The 18,975-nt window shown below is 36.8% G+C and carries 18 protein-coding genes; 8 read left to right on the top strand and 10 right to left on the bottom strand.

The window, feature by feature from the left end; genetic code table 11:
• Positions 1 to 128: 128 nt before the first annotated feature.
• Together ACT53H_RS07800 and ACT53H_RS07795 are read right to left on the bottom strand one after the other, a co-directional pair.
• Entirely contained in the window at positions 129 to 362 is a 234-nt protein-coding gene (locus ACT53H_RS07800; protein WP_004792560.1) for a hypothetical protein, read from the bottom strand.
• Positions 363 to 558: 196 nt separating this feature from the next.
• Complete coding sequence (locus ACT53H_RS07795) at positions 559 to 1,746, bottom strand: O-succinylhomoserine sulfhydrylase (protein WP_476008971.1); 1,188 nt, start codon at positions 1,744 to 1,746, stop codon at positions 559 to 561.
• 135 nt (positions 1,747 to 1,881) lie between these two features.
• On the opposite strand from ACT53H_RS07795, the gene ACT53H_RS07790 reads away from it, so the two are divergent.
• Entirely contained in the window at positions 1,882 to 2,967 is a 1,086-nt protein-coding gene (locus ACT53H_RS07790) for an alpha/beta fold hydrolase (RefSeq protein WP_353153589.1), read from the top strand.
• Between the two features lie 10 nt (positions 2,968 to 2,977).
• Positions 2,978 to 3,850, top strand: a complete 873-nt coding sequence (locus ACT53H_RS07785; RefSeq protein WP_476008970.1) for an NAD(P)-dependent oxidoreductase — start codon at positions 2,978 to 2,980, stop codon at positions 3,848 to 3,850.
• A gap of 154 nt (positions 3,851 to 4,004) precedes the next feature.
• Here ACT53H_RS07785 and ACT53H_RS07780 read toward each other — a convergent pair whose 3' ends face one another.
• Positions 4,005 to 4,469 carry a hypothetical protein gene (locus ACT53H_RS07780; protein WP_144730470.1) on the bottom strand — a complete coding sequence of 155 codons (465 nt, stop codon included), beginning with the start codon at positions 4,467 to 4,469 and terminating at the stop codon, positions 4,005 to 4,007.
• Positions 4,470 to 5,330: 861 nt separating this feature from the next.
• Here ACT53H_RS07780 and ACT53H_RS07775 point away from each other — a divergent pair.
• The 3 genes from ACT53H_RS07775 (at position 5,331) to ACT53H_RS07765 (ending at position 7,393) form a co-directional block, all read left to right on the top strand.
• A complete protein-coding gene (locus tag ACT53H_RS07775; RefSeq protein WP_004792570.1) occupies positions 5,331 to 5,600 on the top strand; it encodes a YARHG domain-containing protein in 270 nt (89 codons plus the stop codon).
• Positions 5,601 to 5,617: 17 nt separating this feature from the next.
• The gene (locus ACT53H_RS07770; protein ID WP_111853820.1) at positions 5,618 to 6,031 is read left to right on the top strand and encodes an HIT family protein; all 414 of its coding nucleotides are present in this window, start codon (positions 5,618 to 5,620) and stop codon (positions 6,029 to 6,031) included.
• A gap of 255 nt (positions 6,032 to 6,286) precedes the next feature.
• Positions 6,287 to 7,393 (top strand): porin, encoded by a 1,107-nt coding sequence (locus ACT53H_RS07765; protein WP_151962739.1) that lies wholly within the window; start codon positions 6,287 to 6,289, stop codon positions 7,391 to 7,393.
• A gap of 110 nt (positions 7,394 to 7,503) precedes the next feature.
• Here ACT53H_RS07765 and ACT53H_RS07760 read toward each other — a convergent pair whose 3' ends face one another.
• Positions 7,504 to 8,094 carry a YidB family protein gene (locus ACT53H_RS07760; protein ID WP_476008969.1) on the bottom strand — a complete coding sequence of 197 codons (591 nt, stop codon included), beginning with the start codon at positions 8,092 to 8,094 and terminating at the stop codon, positions 7,504 to 7,506.
• Positions 8,095 to 8,193: 99 nt separating this feature from the next.
• Positions 8,194 to 8,655, bottom strand: coding sequence for a DUF6231 family protein (locus ACT53H_RS07755; RefSeq protein ID WP_474769760.1), 462 nt, complete (start codon positions 8,653 to 8,655; stop codon positions 8,194 to 8,196).
• 39 nt (positions 8,656 to 8,694) lie between these two features.
• Between ACT53H_RS07755 and ACT53H_RS07750 the strand changes: the two genes are divergently transcribed.
• A complete protein-coding gene (locus tag ACT53H_RS07750; RefSeq protein ID WP_004792580.1) occupies positions 8,695 to 9,564 on the top strand; it encodes a DUF2797 domain-containing protein in 870 nt (289 codons plus the stop codon).
• 35 nt (positions 9,565 to 9,599) lie between these two features.
• On the opposite strand, the gene ACT53H_RS07745 is transcribed toward ACT53H_RS07750, so the two are convergent.
• Genes ACT53H_RS07745 through ACT53H_RS07730 form a run of 4 tightly spaced genes read right to left on the bottom strand, consistent with a single transcriptional unit; the run spans position 9,600 to position 14,633 of the window.
• Positions 9,600 to 10,718, bottom strand: a complete 1,119-nt coding sequence (locus ACT53H_RS07745) for an ABC transporter permease (RefSeq protein WP_443272498.1) — start codon at positions 10,716 to 10,718, stop codon at positions 9,600 to 9,602.
• 4 nt (positions 10,719 to 10,722) lie between these two features.
• A complete protein-coding gene (locus ACT53H_RS07740) occupies positions 10,723 to 11,847 on the bottom strand; it encodes an ABC transporter permease (protein WP_476008968.1) in 1,125 nt (374 codons plus the stop codon).
• 10 nt (positions 11,848 to 11,857) lie between these two features.
• Positions 11,858 to 13,621, bottom strand: a complete 1,764-nt coding sequence (locus ACT53H_RS07735) for an ATP-binding cassette domain-containing protein (protein WP_476008967.1) — start codon at positions 13,619 to 13,621, stop codon at positions 11,858 to 11,860.
• On the bottom strand, positions 13,614 to 14,633 hold the full coding sequence (locus tag ACT53H_RS07730; protein WP_476008966.1) for an HlyD family secretion protein: 1,020 nt from the start codon (positions 14,631 to 14,633) through the stop codon (positions 13,614 to 13,616). The genes ACT53H_RS07735 and ACT53H_RS07730 overlap by 8 nt, the downstream gene beginning before the upstream one ends.
• A 118-nt stretch (positions 14,634 to 14,751) precedes the next feature.
• Here ACT53H_RS07730 and eppR point away from each other — a divergent pair, with 118 nt between their 5' ends.
• Positions 14,752 to 15,399: an error-prone polymerase regulator EppR gene (gene eppR, locus ACT53H_RS07725; protein ID WP_151962733.1), complete on the top strand. Its 648-nt coding sequence runs from the start codon at positions 14,752 to 14,754 to the stop codon at positions 15,397 to 15,399.
• Here the strand turns inward: eppR and lpxB are convergent.
• Positions 15,396 to 16,571 (bottom strand): lipid-A-disaccharide synthase, encoded by a 1,176-nt coding sequence (gene lpxB, locus ACT53H_RS07720; protein ID WP_476008965.1) that lies wholly within the window; start codon positions 16,569 to 16,571, stop codon positions 15,396 to 15,398. The genes eppR and lpxB overlap by 4 nt on opposite strands.
• A gap of 220 nt (positions 16,572 to 16,791) precedes the next feature.
• On the opposite strand from lpxB, the gene ACT53H_RS07715 reads away from it, so the two are divergent.
• A complete protein-coding gene (locus tag ACT53H_RS07715) occupies positions 16,792 to 18,927 on the top strand; it encodes a TonB-dependent siderophore receptor (protein ID WP_476008964.1) in 2,136 nt (711 codons plus the stop codon).
• Positions 18,928 to 18,975: the final 48 nt, after the last annotated feature.

Genomic DNA, 18,975 nt, shown 5'->3' with positions numbered 1-18,975 from the left:
AGGCTAATGTTTTCTATCAGTATCTCTCGCTCTATTTTACGTAGCGACATGCGTAACATGCTCATACTTAGGTACACTTCCTAAATACTTAGATGGCATACATTAAAATCTTATAAAAACTCATAGCCCTATTGAGATGCCTGTAGACCTTTATCAATTGTTTTATATTCACTTAAGGGAACTTTCTTAAAGGAGGTATTTGCTTCTTGAATAGATTTATCTGCTTCTTCAACAGACTTCTCTGCATTGTTAATCAATAAAGTTGTCTCATTTACGGGGTTCTGACTCGGCTTGGTCAGCAATTTGTATCCAACCACCCCGATTACCCCCACTACAACGACAATAGCAATAGGCTTAAGCATTTTAAAACTCACATTTCTTTTAATTAAATTTACAGTCTTTATACCTTGTACTCTTAGCTCCAATTTAAACAAAATGTAGTTTTTTTATTGTAATTCTGAAATTTGAGTAACATTTAAATATAAAAAAAAACCATCTCGATTAAAGAGATGGTTTCATGAAAAAAATAACCCAAAAGAATTATTTCAATAAGGATAATTAGATCAGATCAAGACCACGTGAGATATCACGAATAATGTCATTAATATCTTCTAAGCCTACAGATACACGGATTAACCCCTCTTGAATACCGGCCGCAGCTTTTGCATCAGCAGAAAGTTTGCCATGTGTAGTCGTTGCAGGATGGGTAATTGTTGACTTCACATCACCTAGGTTACCAGTAATTGAAATAAACTTAGTATTATCAATAACCTTCCAAGCGCCTTCACGTTCGCCTTTAACAACGAAAGAAACAATTCCACCAAAACCAGTTTGCTGTTTAGCAGCAAGTTCATAGCCTTCATGAGCTGGTAAGCCAGCGTAGTAAACTTTTTTTACTTTTTCATGAGTAGATAACCATTCTGCAAGAATTTGAGCACTCTCACAGTGTGCCTTCATACGCAAACGTAAAGTCTCTAAACCTTTTAAGAAAACCCATGCATTAAATGGACTCATTGATGGTCCTAGCGTACGGACAACACCAAAAACTTCTTCTAATAACTGATGATTACCCACAACAGCACCGCCTAATGCGCGCCCTTGTCCATCTAAATATTTAGTCGCAGAGTAAATGACAAGGTCTGCCCCAAACTTTAATGGTTGCTGTAAAACAGGCGTACAGAAGCTGTTATCAACTGCAAGTAATGCACCATTCGCATGAGCAATATCTGCAAGCGCTTGAATATCTGCGATCTCTGCTAGAGGGTTAGACGGTGACTCAACAAATAAAAGTTTAGTTTCTGGACGTACTGCGTTTTTCCAATCGTCCAAATCACATAAATCGACAAATGTAATATCTACGCCAAACTTAGCAATATATTTTTCAAACAAGGCAACAACTGAACCAAATACTGCTCTTGAGCAAATAACGTGATCACCCGCTTTGAGATAAGCCATAGTAACTGACAAAATCGCGCCCATTCCAGAGCTTGTCGCAACAGCACGTTCAGCACCATCTAAAGCTGCTAAGCGTTTTTCGAACATCGATACAGTCGGATTGGTAAAACGAGAATAGATATTTCCTTGAACTTGACCAGAAAATTTTGCTGCAGCTTCTTCTGCATTTTCATATACAAAAGATGATGTCAAAAAAATCGGTTCGCCATGCTCACCTTCAAAACTACGAGTATGTCCGGTACGAATGGCTAAAGTATCAAGTTGGTATTCTAAATCATCAGACTGGTTCATTAAATGTTCGCCTTTACTGGTCATGTACTAAAAAACTATCATCATTTTGAGTGTCTAAGGTATTTAAGGTCAAGGTAAACCTTAAAATTATCGCTTAGACTTTATTTAATTTTAGTAAATAGTTGGTAAAGCAAGATGAAACGCTTAAAGTCCCTTGTCTCAGAACAAAGCCAAATCAAGCACCTTTCTGCCCGACTATTTCATTCAAAAACATTAGTACTATCTCAAAGCACTCCCTTTGAGGTGATTGGCGAATTCAATCAAACGCGTATTCGTTATTACGCAGCAACACAAAAAAAATTTAAAGAACCATTAGTGTTTGTTGCCCCACTCGCAATTAATATGGCGATTTACGATTTATATCCTTATCGTTCACTTATTAAATACTTTCAAAATGCAGGTTTTGATGTCTATTTGGTCGATTGGGGTAATTTAAAGTTTAAAGATAGACACCTTAACTTTTTATCATTTATTGAAGATTTCATTCCTAAAGCAATAGAACACGTTCGCGTACATTCAGGAAGTGAGCAAATTTCGCTCCATGGCTGGAGTATGGCAGGCATATTCGTTACTTTATATGCTGCTCTGAATCAACCCAACTACATTAAAAATTTAATTGTTCTTGGTAGTCCAATAGATAGTTATGCATCTGGCCATATTGGCAAGCTCTATCAAACCATAAATCATTTGATTAGTCGTAATAAGAAAATTAAGGAACGTATTTACTCTGGATTACCAAAACGTCTGATCCACAGTCCCGGAATTTTAAATTCATTAGGTTTCAAAATTCTCGATCCTAAAGGTTGGTTTGATGGACATCTGCAATTGCTAAAGAATCTTGATGATCTACAATTTGTACAAGAGCATGCAACCCTAAGTAACTTTTTAAATAATATGATTGACTATCCGGGTGGTATTAATCAGGACATGTTGTTTAATGTTTGGCTACAAAACCCGTTAAAACGTGGCTTTATTCAGTTAAAAGATAAGAAAATCGAATTAAAAAATATAGATTGTTCCCTCTTAGTTGGCGCGGGTCGTAGTGATCAGTTGGTCAGTGCTGACGCTGCTTCGCCATTAAGTCAATTGACAAGCAGTCAGGATGTCACGTTTACTCTCATCCCCGGTGGTCATTTGGGCCTAATGTCGAGTCAAGCAAGTGCTCTGGAGTTTTGGCCGAAATTGGCTACATGGCTCGCCGAACGTTCAACACAAATTTAAGGATAAGGTCATGAGTCAATCTGTTGCATTTATTGGTTTGGGTGCAATGGGCTACCGTATGGCAGCGCATTTACCAAAACGCTTCGATACTGTCTATGTATGGAATCGAAATTTTGAAAAAGCCAAACAACATGCAGCAGACTATGGCACTCAGGCTGTCTCATTAGAGCAAGCCGTACAAGCAGATATTATCTTTTCATGCTTACCGACAAGTACTGATGTAGAAGCGCTTATTAGTAGTGTAGAAATTAAATCTGGAGCAATCTGGATAGACTGTACCAGCGGGGTTCCTGACTCTGCCCGCATCTTAGCTAGCTCATTAAAGCAATTAAATGTTGATTTTCTAGATGCTCCTGTAAGCGGTCAAACTGTAGGAGCTGAAAATGCAACTTTGACTGTAATGGTGGGTGGCGATGCAGCAGCTTTCGAACATGCATTACCAGCTCTACAAGCGGTAGGAAAATTAATTAAACATGTGGGTGAGTCAGGTGCTGGATTTGCAGTGAAAGCAGTTAATAATATGCTACTCGCGGTCAATCTTTGGTCTGTTGCAGAAGGTTTCAGTGCTTTAAAAGCGCATGGGGTAAGCTTGAACGAAGCTTTAGAGTGTATTAACGCTTCAAGTGGTAAAAGTCTGGTGACAGAGACTATCTTTCCACAGCGTGTATTGAGTCGCGAATTTCCAGTAACCTTTGGCTTGCCTCTTCTTGCCAAAGACACAGGAATTGCTTTGGATTTAGTCCAGCAAGCAAAGCTTCCTGCCCCGCTTTTGTCATTAACACAAAGTTTAATCCAAGCTGCTCATTTAACTGCTGAAGACAACAGTGACTTCTCTGCGGCAGTTAAAATGTATGAAGCATGGACAAAGATTACATTAGAGTAAATTTAATCTTTTAGAGGACTGCCTATTAAACTTAATTTTAATAGGCTCAATAATGAATAGTATGAAACCTCAAACATAGCAAACTCATGTCATTCATTACGAAAAATTTTCTATATAAAAGCATTAAGTATGTGAAAGATTATTATTTTTTACACTAAGCAGGTGTTTTATTAACCTTTTTATAATCGGAGGAGTTAAAATAGTTTACAATCATTTGCGCACTTTTCTCGGATACAACCTTAGCTTGTTTCATTTTTGCTGAATAAGGATTGGCAAGCATACAGCTGGGAAGCAAAGTATTAGCAAGTGGTGGAAACTTTTCTCTTCCTCCCAAAGTAATTTTTTCAATAAAACTAGCCAACCACATAATATATTCTCCTTTATTTTTATATGTTGGCATTAAACTGATATCGAGTTTAGCTGAACATTCATTTGCTGGCTTATTTAAACATTCTTCAAAATCAATAAAGTTATATTTTAATTTATATGAAGTATCTTTTATCTCTTGTCGGATCATACTAACTAAGCGATTCAAGTGTTCAATAATATCTTCTGAGAAAAGCTTTTCTTCTTCAGATTTTTTATAAATGCTTTCAGCAACGAGTAAAAACTGTGACATTCTCTATTTCCTTTTAATCTTGTCTCCGATGAATCATCAGATCCTTTAAGGAAGTATGATGAATACAACATTGCTATATGTAAGTAGATTAGACTAAAAAGTAACCACAATAGTAAAAGTGAAAGTTGTATGCGAAACGTATCACACTAATTAAACATATAGCCAAATATAACTCGTAAGAATGGGGTTAAATTAATATATTTCGAAATAACTTAAATAAAAAAACCCATCTCAATTTTAGAAATGGGTTACAAAAATAAAAAACTATCAAACGCAGCAATTTAAGGACCATATAATAGAAGTTAAAACATGCAAAATCAATACATCTTTCAATTGAAGTGTAAAATAAGATTACTTTTAACGTGCTTATATTTTACAGCTTAAAAGAAAAAGCCCATTTCCGTCTAAATTAAAATGGGCCCAGTGAATTCCACTTAATCCTAAAAACAAAAACTGTGATAATTATCACGTTTTGTGTTTTTGATAATGTCATTGCTCATCCCCTTTTTCATTGACCTAATTTCAAACTTCATTTGTCTATTTAGCAAATGAAAAGGCTATAAGATCTCATCTTTTTCTAAAAGTTTTATATCTGATGACCTCAATCAGAAGCATATTTTCATATCACCTATAAAAGTTAAAAGTGAATTAAAAAGAATCAAATTCTAAAAAAATATATATAATTTATCTTAAGTTTATGTTTTTATTTGATTTTTATAAATTATTGATATCTAATGTTTTTATTTATTCTATGAACAAATTATCACCCAAAATGACATTTGAGTAATTAATAATCATTGAAATATTGGTAATAAACCTTATATTGAGTACAGGTTCATACCTTTAACTGAGGAAACGCTCATGAATAAATTTATGGTTGCAGTCTTTACTGGCATGGTGAGCATTGCTGGTTTAAGCGTTCAAGCTGCAACGCCTGAGCAAGAATGTCAGAAATTGCAAGACGACTATAATTTGATTTATGCATCAAAAGGCTTTTGTTTCAAAGATCCTGATGCTAAAGAAAAATATGGTAATGAAAACTGTCATACGACAAAACCAAAGTTTTCTGACAAAGAGCAACAACGTCTTGATGCTATTAAAGAGCGTCAGAAAGAATTGAAATGTAAATAATTTTAAAGGAATAATACATGGCATACGATGATCAAAATATCTTCGCAAAAATTTTACGCAATGAACTTCCAGCGATAAAAATCTATGAAGATGATCAAGTTCTAGCTTTTATGGATATTATGCCTCAAGCCGATGGTCATACATTAGTTATTCCAAAAACACCTGCTGTAACGCTACTTGATTTACCCCCTGAAGCAGCTGCATATACCATCCAAATTGTTCAGAAAATTGCGAAAGCAATGGAAAAAGCTCTCAATTTGGAAGGTATCGTCTTGATGCAACTTTCTGGAGCAGCGGCAGGACAAACTGTGCCGCATGTTCATTTTCACCTTATTCCTACAAATGTGCATCAACTTGGAAGACATGCTGTAGAGTTAGGCGATCAAGAAAAAATCAAAGCTTTAGCTGAGAAAATTAAAGCAGCTCTTTGATTTTTAATCTATTAAAGCGGAGTTTTTACTCCGCTTTTTTTCGTCTAAAAACTATAAAAACCTAAAATAATTAATTTATTTCTAAATTTTAATCGTCATAAAACTGTCATTTATTTTTCACGCCCCTGTCACAAAGTTTGCCGATACTGCTTAGCAAGTTGGTGAGCTTTTGTAACTTTTTGTACATAAGTCAACTACAAAATAAATAGTTAACTAGGCATACGCCATTTTTAAATACCTTTTGGAGAAATCTCAATGAAGAAATTGCTACTCGCTGCCGCAGTTGCAACTTTGAGCATGAACGCGGTGCAAGCAGCGCCAACTTTGTATGGCAAACTAAATGTTTCTATTAACCAAGTTGATAATAAAAATTTCGATGGTAAAAGTGATGTTACCGAAGTTAACTCAAACTCTTCTCGCATTGGGGTAAAAGGCGAAGAGAAATTAACTGACAAGTTATCTGCTGTTTATTTAGCTGAATGGGCAATTTCTACTGATGGTTCAGGTTCTGATACTGACCTGAGCGCTCGTAACCGTTTCATCGGTTTAAAAACTGAAGGTGTTGGTACTTTAAAAGTAGGTAAATACGACTCTTACTTTAAGACTGCTGCTGGTGGTAACCAAGACATCTTTAATGACGATACACGTTTAGATATTACCAATATCATGTACGGTGAAAACCGCTTAGATAACGTAGTTGGTTTTGAACTAGACCCTAAATTATTAGCTGGTTTAACTTTCAACATTATGGCTCAGACTGGTGAAAGCACCTCTGACAGCAAACAAGGTGAAACTGGTAAAGACAGCAAGAATGACAGCTTTGACTCTGTGTCTACTGCACTTGGCTATGAAAACAAAGACCTTGGTTTAGCAGTAGCTGCTGCTGGTGACTTTGGTATTAAAGGTAAATATGCGGCTTACGGTCTGAAAGATGTTTATACAGATGCTTACCGTGTAACTGGTTCTTATGACATCGCAAAATCAGGTTTTGTTGTAGGTGCTTTATGGCAACACGCTGAACCTACTGATGAATTGACTGCATATGGTCAATCATATAAATCAGATGGTTCAATCGATAAAGCTGGTAAAGCTTACCGTGGTTTAGAGGAACAAGCATATGCAGTAACAGCTGCTTATAAAATTCCTAACACTAAACTTAAAGTGAAAGCAGAATATGCTTCTGCTGAAACACAAGTAAGTGGTCAAGCAGATCGTAAAATTGATTTGTACGGTTTAGGTCTTGATTACCAAATCAATAAACAAGCTCGCTTCTACGGTATCGTTGCTCAACAAAAACGCGACTGGTTGAATGATGACGACAAGCAAACTGTTGTAGGTACTGGTATCGAATATAACTTCTAATTAGTTATCTTTGATTCATATCTAAAATAAAAGGGCTAATGCCCTTTTATTTTATTGTTCAGATTAAAAAAGCCGATATACAAATTATCGGCTTTTTTTAACTTTGTAGCTTACTTTAAGAAACCACTTACAAGATTCATGACGTTTTGAATGTCTTGGTTTGCTTCTTGATGGTCGGTACTATCACCCTGAGGTGTTAATGAGTCAATGACTTGAGGTAAGACTGAAGCAATTGCACCGTAAACTTGCTCTTTTGGCGCTTGAGCCTGCTGGGCAACTTGCTCAATATCTGCTGGGTTAAATAAACTTTGTAATTGCTGGGTAGGAACTTCACTATTACTTTGATTTGGATCAACCCAGCTTTGAACTTGGTTACCTAAACCCGCACCTTTTAACTTTTCTAAAGCAGCCTGCAAACCACCTTGTTGTTGAACCCAACCTAAGATTAAAGGTACAACTGCAATTAATAAACTTTGTACGCCACCACCTGCTTGAGGTGCGTTATTATTTCCAGTCACTTGACCTAATACAGAACCTAGTACTCCTCCAAGACCGCCTTGTGCACCAGAAGAAGTATTGCCCCCCATTTGTCCGAGTACTGAACCTAAAATTCCACCTAAACCACCTTGGCCTGACGCTTGTTGGTTTCCACCTAAAGCTTGCTGAGCCAAAACTTCAACAATGTTGCTTAAATTTGTCATGTAAAACTCTTATGTATGGTTTACACATGAGCATACGCGGATTCTTGTTAAGACAGCAAAAGCCAAATTGTTAAATTTTGAAAGAGATTTCGTGGTCTCTTACCAGCGAAATTTATTCCAGTTTTCCGGGTTCGCCCAAAACTTTGAATTAAACCAATCTGGAACATGCTTATAGGTCAAGATGTTAAATTGCCATAAAGCAAAATCACTATCATGTGAAGTTTTATCAATGAGTTGCGTAAAACCTAAAGAGCGTAATAACTTTTCATCACTGCGTTTACTTACCACAACAATTCGTTTTGCTAATAAATCTCTTAGCTTCACTAATAATTGTGATTTTTGTACTTCAGTTATGTTCTGCATTTCATCTGTATCAAACAATACAAAACCCAAATCATAACGCTGAGTAAAAGGCAGACTTAAAAGCTCAGTTACGGTAAAATAGTGCCATTGAATTGCGTTATTCTGGTCAATTTTCTGGCCAATACAAAGTGCAGTATGAATGGGCTGTTCGTTTGATAAATCGTCTAGCATAGAAGTGATGACATTTTGTTCAGCCATAACTGCAACCCTTAATTGAAAGATGTGAGTTTAAACTTTATGGAACTACAAGGCATTTGCCATAAAATGCATGCAGGCCTAAAAGATGCTAGTGTAACTGATCAACAGACAACCAAGGCAAATGTTGAATACAAATTTGTATTAGACCGTTCAGAAATTGATCTTCCTTTTAATTTAGGACAAGAACTAGAAATCGAATGGACAGGTAATATTTATTGCACTTCTTGTGGCACTAAAACACCAAAGTCTTATTCTCAAGGCCACTGCTTTAAATGCTTTAAAACTAAAGCAGAATGTGACCTATGCATTATGAAACCTGAAACATGCCACTATCATTTAGGTACATGTCGTGAAGATGATTTTGCACACAATGTTTGTTTCCAACCGCATATTGTGTATTTGGCAAATTCGAGTGCTTTAAAAGTGGGTATTACTCGCGTTAGTCATATGCCAGGTCGTTGGTTAGATCAAGGGGCAACCCAAGCCCTACCTATTTTAAAGGTTGGATCACGCCGTTTATCTGGTCAACTTGAAACTATGTTTGGTTCTTTAGTTGCTGACAAAACTGATTGGCGTAAACTCCTTAAAGGCGAAGCTGAACCTTTAAATATGGTTGAACAACGTGATCAGTTAATCGAAGAGTTTGCACCTAAAATTCAAACTATTCGTGAGGAATTTAGCCAAAATCTTGAATTTAACGAAACTGTTGAATTATTAGAAGATGAATTGCCACGTGAGTTTGTTTATCCAGTTGAACAATATCCTGAAAAAATTAAGTCTCTAAACCTAGATAAAACACCAAAAATTCGTGGTGTATTACAAGGTATTAAAGGGCAATATTTAATCTTTGATATTGGTGTTATTAATATCCGTAAATATACGGGTTACGAGCTGATCGTACGTGCTTAAATAAGTTTTAAAGCCCCTAAAATGGGGCTTTTTAATTAAGATAATCTGTTTCTAAATAGCCAAGCTGCCAAAGGTAAAGTGACCAGTCCAAGTATGATCATTGGAATAAAGTTGAATTTGACTTGTGCAAAGCCTGCACCTTCCAAATAAACTCGTTGTACTAAGTTAATTCCAAACCTCAATGGATTTGCGTACGTTGCTATTTGTAATGCTTCCGGCATGTTTTCTACAGGAGTTAATAAACCTGAAAGCAACATTAAAGGCATAATCAATAAAAACGTAAAAAGCATGGCCTGTTGCATATTTAAAGATAATGCTGAAATAGATAAACCTACCCCAACGACAGCTACATTAAAACTCAACAAACCAAAATAAAGCAGTCCAATAGAGCCATTCATAGGAATTTTAAACCAGAATAAAATGATCAATAAAATAATGGTCGATTGCATCAGCCCTACAAAAATTGGTGGTAAGGCTTTACCAATCATAATTTGTAATGGTGTATATGGTGTCACTAATAACTGATCAAAAGTACCTTGCTCTCGTTCACGCGCAACTGATAAAGCCGATAGCAGTAATGTCTGCATCATACTTAGTGCCGCAATTAATGAAGGCATTAGGCTCCATCGAGACTCTTGATTTGGGTTATACCATGTTCTTGTTTCAAGGCTAATGGGCAAAGCTGAGTTAAATTTTTGCTGATTAAACTGACCAATAATTTTATTTAGATATGAACCTGCCACGACCGCAGTTGATGAGTTCCTACCATCAACAATCACCTGTACAGGAGAGCTCTGGTTATTATTTAATTTGATCTCAAAGTCTGGTGGTATCGTAATCACAGCCAATGCCTGACGGTTATCAATGACCTGTTTGATTTGACCAGTATATTCAAGTGTTGCAACTCGCTTAAAAATACCAGAGCCATCTAGTTTTGAGATGAGTTCATGTGAAACCTGCCCATTGCTCTGGTCTAAAATTGCATAATCCACACGGTTAACATCATAAGTGGCAGCATAACCAAATAAAAGCGCTTGCATGAGGGCTGGTACAAATAAAATGACTCTATTTGCAGGGTCACTAAAAATGGTTAAAAATTCTTTTTTGACCAAAAAACTTAAGTGTTTTAGCCAAGCGATTAGTTGCTGCCACATAACTTTATCTCAACCGTTTTTTCAGTGAAAAGTTCACAGCACATATCAAAACAATGATATATCCCAACAGAAAACCGCATTCTTTAAACCATAACTTCCAATCATCACCTCCCATAAATAAGGTTTTAATTAAAATCATAAAATGTGTAGCTGGAAGCAACTGGCTAATAATTTGTACAACCAAAGGTAAGTTACGGGTATCAAAAACAAATCCAGAAAGCATCAGCGCTGGCATAAAACTTGCCAATAAGGCAATTTGACTCGCCTGAAACTGACTTTGAGCAAAGCCTGATATAGTTAAACCAAGTAATAACGAGACGATTAAATAGAGAAATGAAGCAGATAAAATTGAGAATAATGAACCGCGCATAGGCACTTCAAAAATAAAATATGCAGCAACAAGACAGATCATGATATCAATCATGCCAACCACCACATAGGGAATCAGTTTTGCTAATACAATTTCAAATGGCCGTACAGGCGTAACAAATAAAGCTTCTAGAGTTCCCCTTTCCCTTTCACGGGCAATAAGTAAACCAGTTAAAAATGCACCAATTAAAGTTAAAATGAGCACCATTAAGCCAGGGACTAAAAACCAAGTACTGTTACCAGATTCGTTAAACCATATTCTTTGTTCAATATTAACGGCGCTTGACGTTGCTAATATTGGGCTACGGTCAAACTGTATAGACGGTGCTGTAGCTAAAGCACCTGCAACATAACCTTCTAAGGCTGTTGCTATGGTGGTAGATGTCCCATTTAATAATAGTTGAACCTTGGCATTACCTTGCTGTGCCTGACTGGCAAAATCTGAAGGAAAATGCAAAATGGCATCAATTTCGCCATCTCGAATGGCCTGCTCTGCTTCTGGTAAATTATGAAACTCTTGACTTGTTAAATATCGTGAACCATTTAAACCAGCTAAAGCCTGATTGATCTGCGGTGAAGACTGATCAACGACAACGCCGACTCGTGCCTGATTTAAGTCAAAGGAAAGTCCATAACCAAACAGTAGAATTAAAATAACAGGCAAAATGAGTCCAATCCCGAGACTGCTTTTATCACGAATAAGCTGCTTAGTTTCTTTACGAACTAATGCTGTCACCCGATTCCAAAATCCAAGGCTCATTGTAGACCTCCTAAACAGCGTGCCTTAATGCGCGTGCTTGTTCCACAATTGCTATAAAAGCCTCATTCATGTCACCAATATGTTTATCTTTACTTGCCAGTTCGCGTACTTGTTGGGGAGACCCTAAGGCCAATAACTTTCCAGCATCTTGTATGGCAATGCGGTCGCAATACTCTGCTTCCTCCATAAAGTGCGTCGTAATGATGATGGTAATGCCCTGATTTGCTAGCTCACCAATGCTGTACCAAAATGATCGCCGTGCAAGCGGGTCAATTCCGCTCGTGGGTTCGTCTAAAAATAAAATTTCTGGTTCATGTAATAGTGCAGCAGCCATAGATAGCCGTTGTTTATAACCACCGGGTAAATCACCACTTTTACTATGAGGCTTTAAATCATATTGCTGTAAGGCTTTATCAATTTGTTGATTTAGTTTTTTGCCTGACAACCCATAAGCTCCACCAAAAAACTTTAAGTTTTCTAAGACAGTTAAATTGCTATAAAGTGCAAATTTTTGAGAGACGTAACCTACTTTTGCTCTTGCCTCAGCACGAGCTGTGCGTAAATTTTTACCAGCAACTTCTAAATACCCACTACTTGCTGGTAGCAATCCACATAACATTCGAAAAGTTGTCGTTTTACCCGCGCCATTTGGCCCAAGTAATCCAAATATTTCACCACGCTGCACGTCAAATGAAGTATTGGCAACGGCAGTAAAATCTCCAAAAGTTCGGACTAAATCTTTAACTACAATGATAGGTTGCTCTGATTTTGAATTATTGTTTTGTTCTAATTGAAAAGCTTGCACAGAAATAGATATATGTTTTGGTTGCTTTCGAGTCTGCTGCAACAACAGCATAAACGCATCTTCAAGTTCAGGTGGTCGCGTATTTGCTTTTAGCCCTTCAGGTAAAGTATCGGCTAATAGCTCTTTTTGACGACTAATAAAGTTCACTTGTTCACCCTTTGGACCAGCATCAATAATATCTACATGGTTATCAAGTAACTGGGCTTGTAAGGTCCGAGCGTCAATCTGCTCTGAAGGTTTTATATTCCATGTTTGTCCACGTGCTATTTCTTTTAATTGTTCAGGTGAACCTTGTTTTAAAATTTTTCCCTCATGCATGATATAGACTTGGGCACATTTTTCTGCCTCATCCATATAAGCAGTACTTATAATTACGCTTAAGTTTTCTTCCTGAACAAGCTGTTCAATAATGATCCATAAATCCCGCCTTGATAAAGGATCCACTCCAACACTAGGCTCATCAAGTAACAGTAACTCTGGGGACCGGACTAACGTACATGCCAGCCCTAGTTTTTGTTTCATCCCACCAGAAAGTTGCCCAGCTAGGCGTTGAGTAAACTGAGTAAGATCCGTTATTTCCAATAAACGTTTAAACCTTTGCCCCCGTACATCCTTTGGAACGCCATGTAAGTCGGCATATAAATCTAAATTTTCCTGTACGCTTAAATCTTCATATAGTCCAAAGCGTTGTGGCATATAGCTAATACGGTCCTGTACAGCTTGCGGATTTTTACTCACGTCAATTCCGAGTACATTTAATGAACCCGAAGTGGCTTTATATAGTCCTGCAATTAATCTTAATAAAGTTGTTTTTCCCGAACCATCTGGACCAACTAAAGCTGTAAGCTCTCCTTTGTTAATTTGCATATTCAAATCAACAATTGCACTAATATCGGCTGACTTTTTACTCTCAGCCTTAAAAGTCATGAATAAATTTTTAACTTGAACCACTACTTTTTCATCAGTCATGAGCTTTCTCACCTGAAGCAAGTGGTACTTTTACAGTCACAGGTTGGCCCATTTTTAATTGATCATTCGGATCATTTACATAGACCCTAACCTCATAAACCAGTGTTGTTCTAATCTCTTCGGTTTGTACTGTTTTCGGCGTGAACTCAGCTACTGAAGATATATAGCCAATTTTTCCATTAATAGGCTGATTAGGATCAGAATCACGAATAACTTGGGCCGTGCCCCCCATCTTGATAGAACTTAAATCTTGTTCGTTTACATACACACGAATCCATTTGGGATCGGTTAAAGCCAATGTATAAACGGCCTTTTGCGCAGTTGTCATATCGCCAACTTCTTGTAACCGAGCTCGTACCACTGCATTTACAGGAGACTTTAATTCAGCTTGAGTAAGGTTATAGTTAATTAGATCTAAATTAGCTTTGGTTACTTCATACTGTGCTTTGGTCGCTTCACGATCTTCTTGTCGAGCACCCTTAATTATTAATTCTAAATTAGCTTGTCTTTCACGGACCGCTGCTTCGGCACTATCTTTATTACTTTTAGCATAGTCTAGCTCTTGTTGGCTAATTGCCCGACCATCCGTACTACTTACCAAAATTTGTAAGCGTTGCAAGTTTTTGTTGGTTTTATCAAGCTCAGCTTGGGCAGATGCAAGTTGTGCTTTTGCTTGACTAATTTCTTCTGGGCGAGCTCCCACATCTTGTTTAACAATTGCCTCTTGTTGAGCTTTAAGTTGTGCTTGAGCTTGTTTTGCCTGAATCTCTAGTGCATTGGTATTAAGAGCCGCTAGTACTTGACCAGCTTTAACTTTATCACCTTCTTGAACTAATAGTTTCTCTATACGGCCAGACTGTTCAAATGCAAGTGAAATTTGGCGAATATCAACATTTCCATATAAAGTTAATACATTATCTTTTTGATTCTTATTATTATATTTCCATGCCCAAAAGCCGATGATAACCATAGCTATAACAACCAAGACGACGGCAATCAGTTTTTTATTCATCTTATTAGCCTTCTTATTAAATTCAAATTTTGTTAGTTTAAATTCAATTTAAATTTAAATTACTCCAATCTTCGAATAAAAGATATACTTTTATGGTGAATCAAAGTTAGGGTTAAACATGTCCCGATCTAGACGAAGTGATGGTGACTTAACCAAGTCCAAAATTATTGAGGCAGCAGGACCTTTAATTGCCCAATATGGTTTTGCAAAGACAGCGAACAAAACAATTGCTAACGTTGCGAATGTCGATTTGGCTGCAATTAATTATCACTTTGATGGTCGAGACGGACTATATCAAGCTGTGTTAGTGGAAGCTCACGCTCATTATCTTGATGAAAAATATTTACTAGAACTTGTTGAAAGCACTCGGTCACCAGAAGAAAAGCTAAGCTTATTACTTGAGACCTTGCTGCATAAATTAACTGAAAAAGATGTTTGGCATGGCAAAGTCTTTATTCGTGAACTCTTTTCGCCTTCTGAGCATTTATTAAATTTTATTGAACTTGCAGGTATGAGGAAATTTTTTCTTATTCGTAAGTTAATTAGTCAAGTTGCTGGTTTAGATGAAAATGATCCGGCTGTTTTGCCTTGTATTTTAAGCGTGATGACACCTTGCATGATGCTCATTATTGCAGGACCTAATGCTCAAGCACCTGAGCCACTTAAAAATATTGCCCAGATGCCATTACACGATTTAGTTGAACATTTTAAGAAATTTTCATTAGCTGGCTTAAAAGCAATTAGCCAATCAAATCTTAAAAATTAGCCATTTAAATATTGCAGAATTGCCTGCACTGGATCTTCTGTATTTCCAGAAATAAGTTGTTTATGCATGGTTAAGTGTTGCATCACCTGAATTTGAGCTGTCTCAACATTCATTAGCTTTTCTATTTCAGTGGCTAAATTTTCTGATGTTGCATCAGCCTGAATCAGCTCTTCAATGACTTTCTTACCAGCAATAATATTCGGCAAAGAATAATAAGGAATTTTCACCAAAAGCTTAGCAATTATATAGGTCAACCAATGCAACTTATAGAAAGTGACCATCGGTCTATGCATTAACATTGCTTCTAATGTTGCAGTCCCAGAAGCTAAAGCAATGATATTACTTGCATTCATGACCATACGGCCAACTTTAGACTCGCTATCTGTATTTTCTAAAATATGAATTACAGTTTTCAAATTAGGTGCTAATTGTTCAACACCCTGCTCAATCTGTTGCTTACGAGCATCGTTAATTGCGGGAATTAAAAATTGAATGTCTGGATATTTCTTATGCAAAATATTGGCAGTTCCAAGCAGCATAGGCAAAAGCCGTTCTACCTCACCTTTTCGGCTACCTGGTAATAACGCAATATGTTTTTGATTTTCATTAAGACCTAATTGCTGTTTGGCAATTTGGATTGGATTTTCAATTGGCAATTGTTTGGCTAATGGATGACCTACAAATGCTGCAGGAACTTCATATCGTTCATAAAAAACTTTTTCAAAAGGAAATAAGCAAAGTACTAAATCTATACTCTGTTTAATGCCATGAACACGTCCTTGGCGCCACGCCCAAACAGAAGGACTGACATATTGAACTGTTTTTATTGGAAGATTCTTTTCTTTAATATTTTTAGAAAGTCTGAGATTAAAATCTGGTGCATCAATACCAATAAAAATATCAACTGGATTTTGAGTCCATTGGTTAATTAGACCATCCCGCACGGCGAATAATTTTTTTAAGTCTTTTAATACCTCAACAATCCCCATCACAGACAGAGTTTCCATTGGGTAATAACTGTTAAAACCTTCAGCAATCATTTGAGGACCACCGATTCCCTCAAATTCGGCATCGATTCCTTGTTCTCGAAAACTCCGCATAAGTTTCACACCAAGCGTATCTCCAGAAACTTCCCCAACTACAATGCCTATTTTAAGTTTTCGGTTTGCCAAGGCGATTTACCCAAGAATTTGAAATAATGCATTCTAGCATAGAGGTTTATCAATCTTGAACTTGATCGATATGTACTTACCAAAAGCAGTCACAGCACAAGCTATCTAAAATTACACTCATTCACCATCTTTTAATCTAAATTAACAATGCAATTTGAATTGTAGCTTACATTTACAAACAATAAAATAAATGAGAATTATTTACATTATCCTTAATCTTATGAATATCCCACCTCAACCATTTAAGCTTACCGTAATCGCCTGCGCGATTTGTTATGCGAACCTCTCTTATGCTCAAGACTCAGAAGTACAATCTTTACAGACGATCCAAGTTAAAGCATCAAATGCTGAGCAGTCTTCTGAACAAACCAAAGCATATAATGTTAAGAACTCGAGTAGCGCAACCAAGCTTAATATTGAGGCTAAAGAAACTCCTCAAACTATTAATGTCGTTACTCGTCAACAAATTGAAGATTTCGGACTTAACAATACTCGAGATGTTTTAAAAAATACTCCTGGTGTAACCGTATCTAATCAAGAAACTGAGCGAACAACTTATATGGCTCGTGGCTTTGAGATTTCAAATATATTAACTGACGGCGTGGGTTTTCCCCTCTCAGGTTATAACTACAACAATACGAATCCTGATACTTATTTTTATGATCGTGTAGAAGTCGTTAAAGGTGCTGATTCTTTAACTAACGCCTTCGGTGATCCGAGCGCAACAATTAACAATATTAGAAAACGCCCGACTCAAGAATTCCAAGCAAGTGGCGGTGTAAGTTATGGTTCTTGGGATACGCAGCGTTATGAAGCTGATGTTTCTGGCGCAATCATACCGAGTGGAAAAGTACGTGGCCGTATTATGGGCTATGAGCAAACTGGTGATTCTTACCTTGATCGATATTCATCAGAGAGAAATGGTTTCGCAGGTATCATTGAAGCTGATTTGACAGATAGTACTTTACTGACCGCAGGTTATAGCCAAGAACAAAATAAACCCAATGCAAACAACTGGGGTGCTCTGCCTTTGTTAGATGCCAATGGTAAACAAATTTCATATGACCGCTCATATAACCCTAACCCTGACTGGGCACACTGGGATAACGAAACACAAAATGCTTTTGTTGAATTAAAGCAAAAAATTAATGATCAATGGACCGCTAAGCTGACCTACAACTATCTTGATACCAAGCATAATAGTCGTCTTCTTTATTATTATGGTTATCCAAAAGCTGATGGATCAGGTGTTTCTCTAACCCCTTGGGGTGGTCAAGAGCACCAAGAAAAACATGCTGTCGATTTTAATCTCGAAGGAACATATAAACTTTTCAATCGAGAACATGAGGCATCTTTAGGCTATAGCTATGTACGTAGTCATCAGCAAGATAAACAATCTACAGGAACGATTAACGATAGTAACGTCATAAAATCAACCACTACGGATTGGTCAAGTTGGACACCGCAATCTATAACTTGGTCAGATTTCACAGAAGCTGCAAACTATAAGCAGAATATTAATTCCATCTATGCTGCGACACGCTTACATCTTAATGAAGATTTAAAACTTTTACTTGGTGCAAACTATGTCCAAGCTGAAAGTAAAGGTGAAAGTTATGGTTCCCCAATGTCATATAGTGAAAGTAAAGTCTCACCATATGTTGGACTAACTTATAACTTTACACCTGAATATACAGGTTATATGAGTTACACCTCAATTTTCCGTCCTCAAACTGGTATTGATAAAGATACCAATCAAGCTTTAAAACCTATTGATGGTAAAAGCTATGAGATGGGCGTAAAAAGTTCATGGCTAGATGACCGTTTAACTGGAACACTTTCAGTATTTAAAACTGAACAAAATAATTACCCTCTACGTAGCTCTGATGGAAATCCACTTAATCGAAAAGTACCAACGAGTGATTTAGAGTCACAAGGTGTAGAAGTCGGCTTATCAGGTCAAATCACAAATAATGTGAATCTTTCTTTCGGCTATGCTCAATTTAGTATTAAAGATATAAAAAATGGCGGCGAGGCAAGAACTTATAATCCAAACCAGACGCTTAACGTGCTAACCACCTACACGCCACCAGTTTTACCAAAGCTAAAAGTTGGTGCAGGCTTACAATGGCAAGATGGGATAAAGTTATATGATTCAAATGTTAACAGTACGATTAAACAAGATGCATATGCTTTAGTTAATTTAATGGCGAGCTATGAAGTCAACGATCATATTACGCTTCAGGCAAATGGTAATAATATTTTTGACAAGAAATATTTAAATAGTTTTCCAGATGGCCAAGCTTTTTATGGTCCTTCTGCCAACTATACAGTTGCTGTAAAGTTTAAATATTAATATCGTAGCCAATCCCAATTTAGGGATTGGCTTTACTTATTATTCTTT

The sequence above is a fragment of the Acinetobacter sp. DMC2 genome, from assembly GCF_056314305.1.
Note: the sequence above shows the minus strand (reverse complement) of the source record. Positions and strands in the feature narration are given on the sequence as shown.

Coding starts and splice junctions, on each gene's coding strand:
- ACT53H_RS07785 (WP_476008970.1), top strand. CDS start 2,978: ATGAGTCAATCTGTTGCATTTATTGGTTTGGGTGCAATGGGCTACCGT.
- ACT53H_RS07755 (WP_474769760.1), bottom strand. CDS start 8,655: ATGGCTGAACAAAATGTCATCACTTCTATGCTAGACGATTTATCAAAC.
- ACT53H_RS07770 (WP_111853820.1), top strand. CDS start 5,618: ATGGCATACGATGATCAAAATATCTTCGCAAAAATTTTACGCAATGAA.
- ACT53H_RS07790 (WP_353153589.1), top strand. CDS start 1,882: ATGAAACGCTTAAAGTCCCTTGTCTCAGAACAAAGCCAAATCAAGCAC.
- ACT53H_RS07760 (WP_476008969.1), bottom strand. CDS start 8,094: ATGACAAATTTAAGCAACATTGTTGAAGTTTTGGCTCAGCAAGCTTTA.
- ACT53H_RS07775 (WP_004792570.1), top strand. CDS start 5,331: ATGAATAAATTTATGGTTGCAGTCTTTACTGGCATGGTGAGCATTGCT.
- ACT53H_RS07750 (WP_004792580.1), top strand. CDS start 8,695: ATGGAACTACAAGGCATTTGCCATAAAATGCATGCAGGCCTAAAAGAT.
- ACT53H_RS07795 (WP_476008971.1), bottom strand. CDS start 1,746: ATGAACCAGTCTGATGATTTAGAATACCAACTTGATACTTTAGCCATT.
- eppR (WP_151962733.1), top strand. CDS start 14,752: ATGTCCCGATCTAGACGAAGTGATGGTGACTTAACCAAGTCCAAAATT.
- ACT53H_RS07740 (WP_476008968.1), bottom strand. CDS start 11,847: ATGAGCCTTGGATTTTGGAATCGGGTGACAGCATTAGTTCGTAAAGAA.
- ACT53H_RS07745 (WP_443272498.1), bottom strand. CDS start 10,718: ATGTGGCAGCAACTAATCGCTTGGCTAAAACACTTAAGTTTTTTGGTC.
- ACT53H_RS07730 (WP_476008966.1), bottom strand. CDS start 14,633: ATGAATAAAAAACTGATTGCCGTCGTCTTGGTTGTTATAGCTATGGTT.
- ACT53H_RS07735 (WP_476008967.1), bottom strand. CDS start 13,621: ATGACTGATGAAAAAGTAGTGGTTCAAGTTAAAAATTTATTCATGACT.
- ACT53H_RS07780 (WP_144730470.1), bottom strand. CDS start 4,469: ATGTCACAGTTTTTACTCGTTGCTGAAAGCATTTATAAAAAATCTGAA.
- ACT53H_RS07800 (WP_004792560.1), bottom strand. CDS start 362: ATGCTTAAGCCTATTGCTATTGTCGTTGTAGTGGGGGTAATCGGGGTG.
- ACT53H_RS07715 (WP_476008964.1), top strand. CDS start 16,792: ATGAATATCCCACCTCAACCATTTAAGCTTACCGTAATCGCCTGCGCG.
- ACT53H_RS07765 (WP_151962739.1), top strand. CDS start 6,287: ATGAAGAAATTGCTACTCGCTGCCGCAGTTGCAACTTTGAGCATGAAC.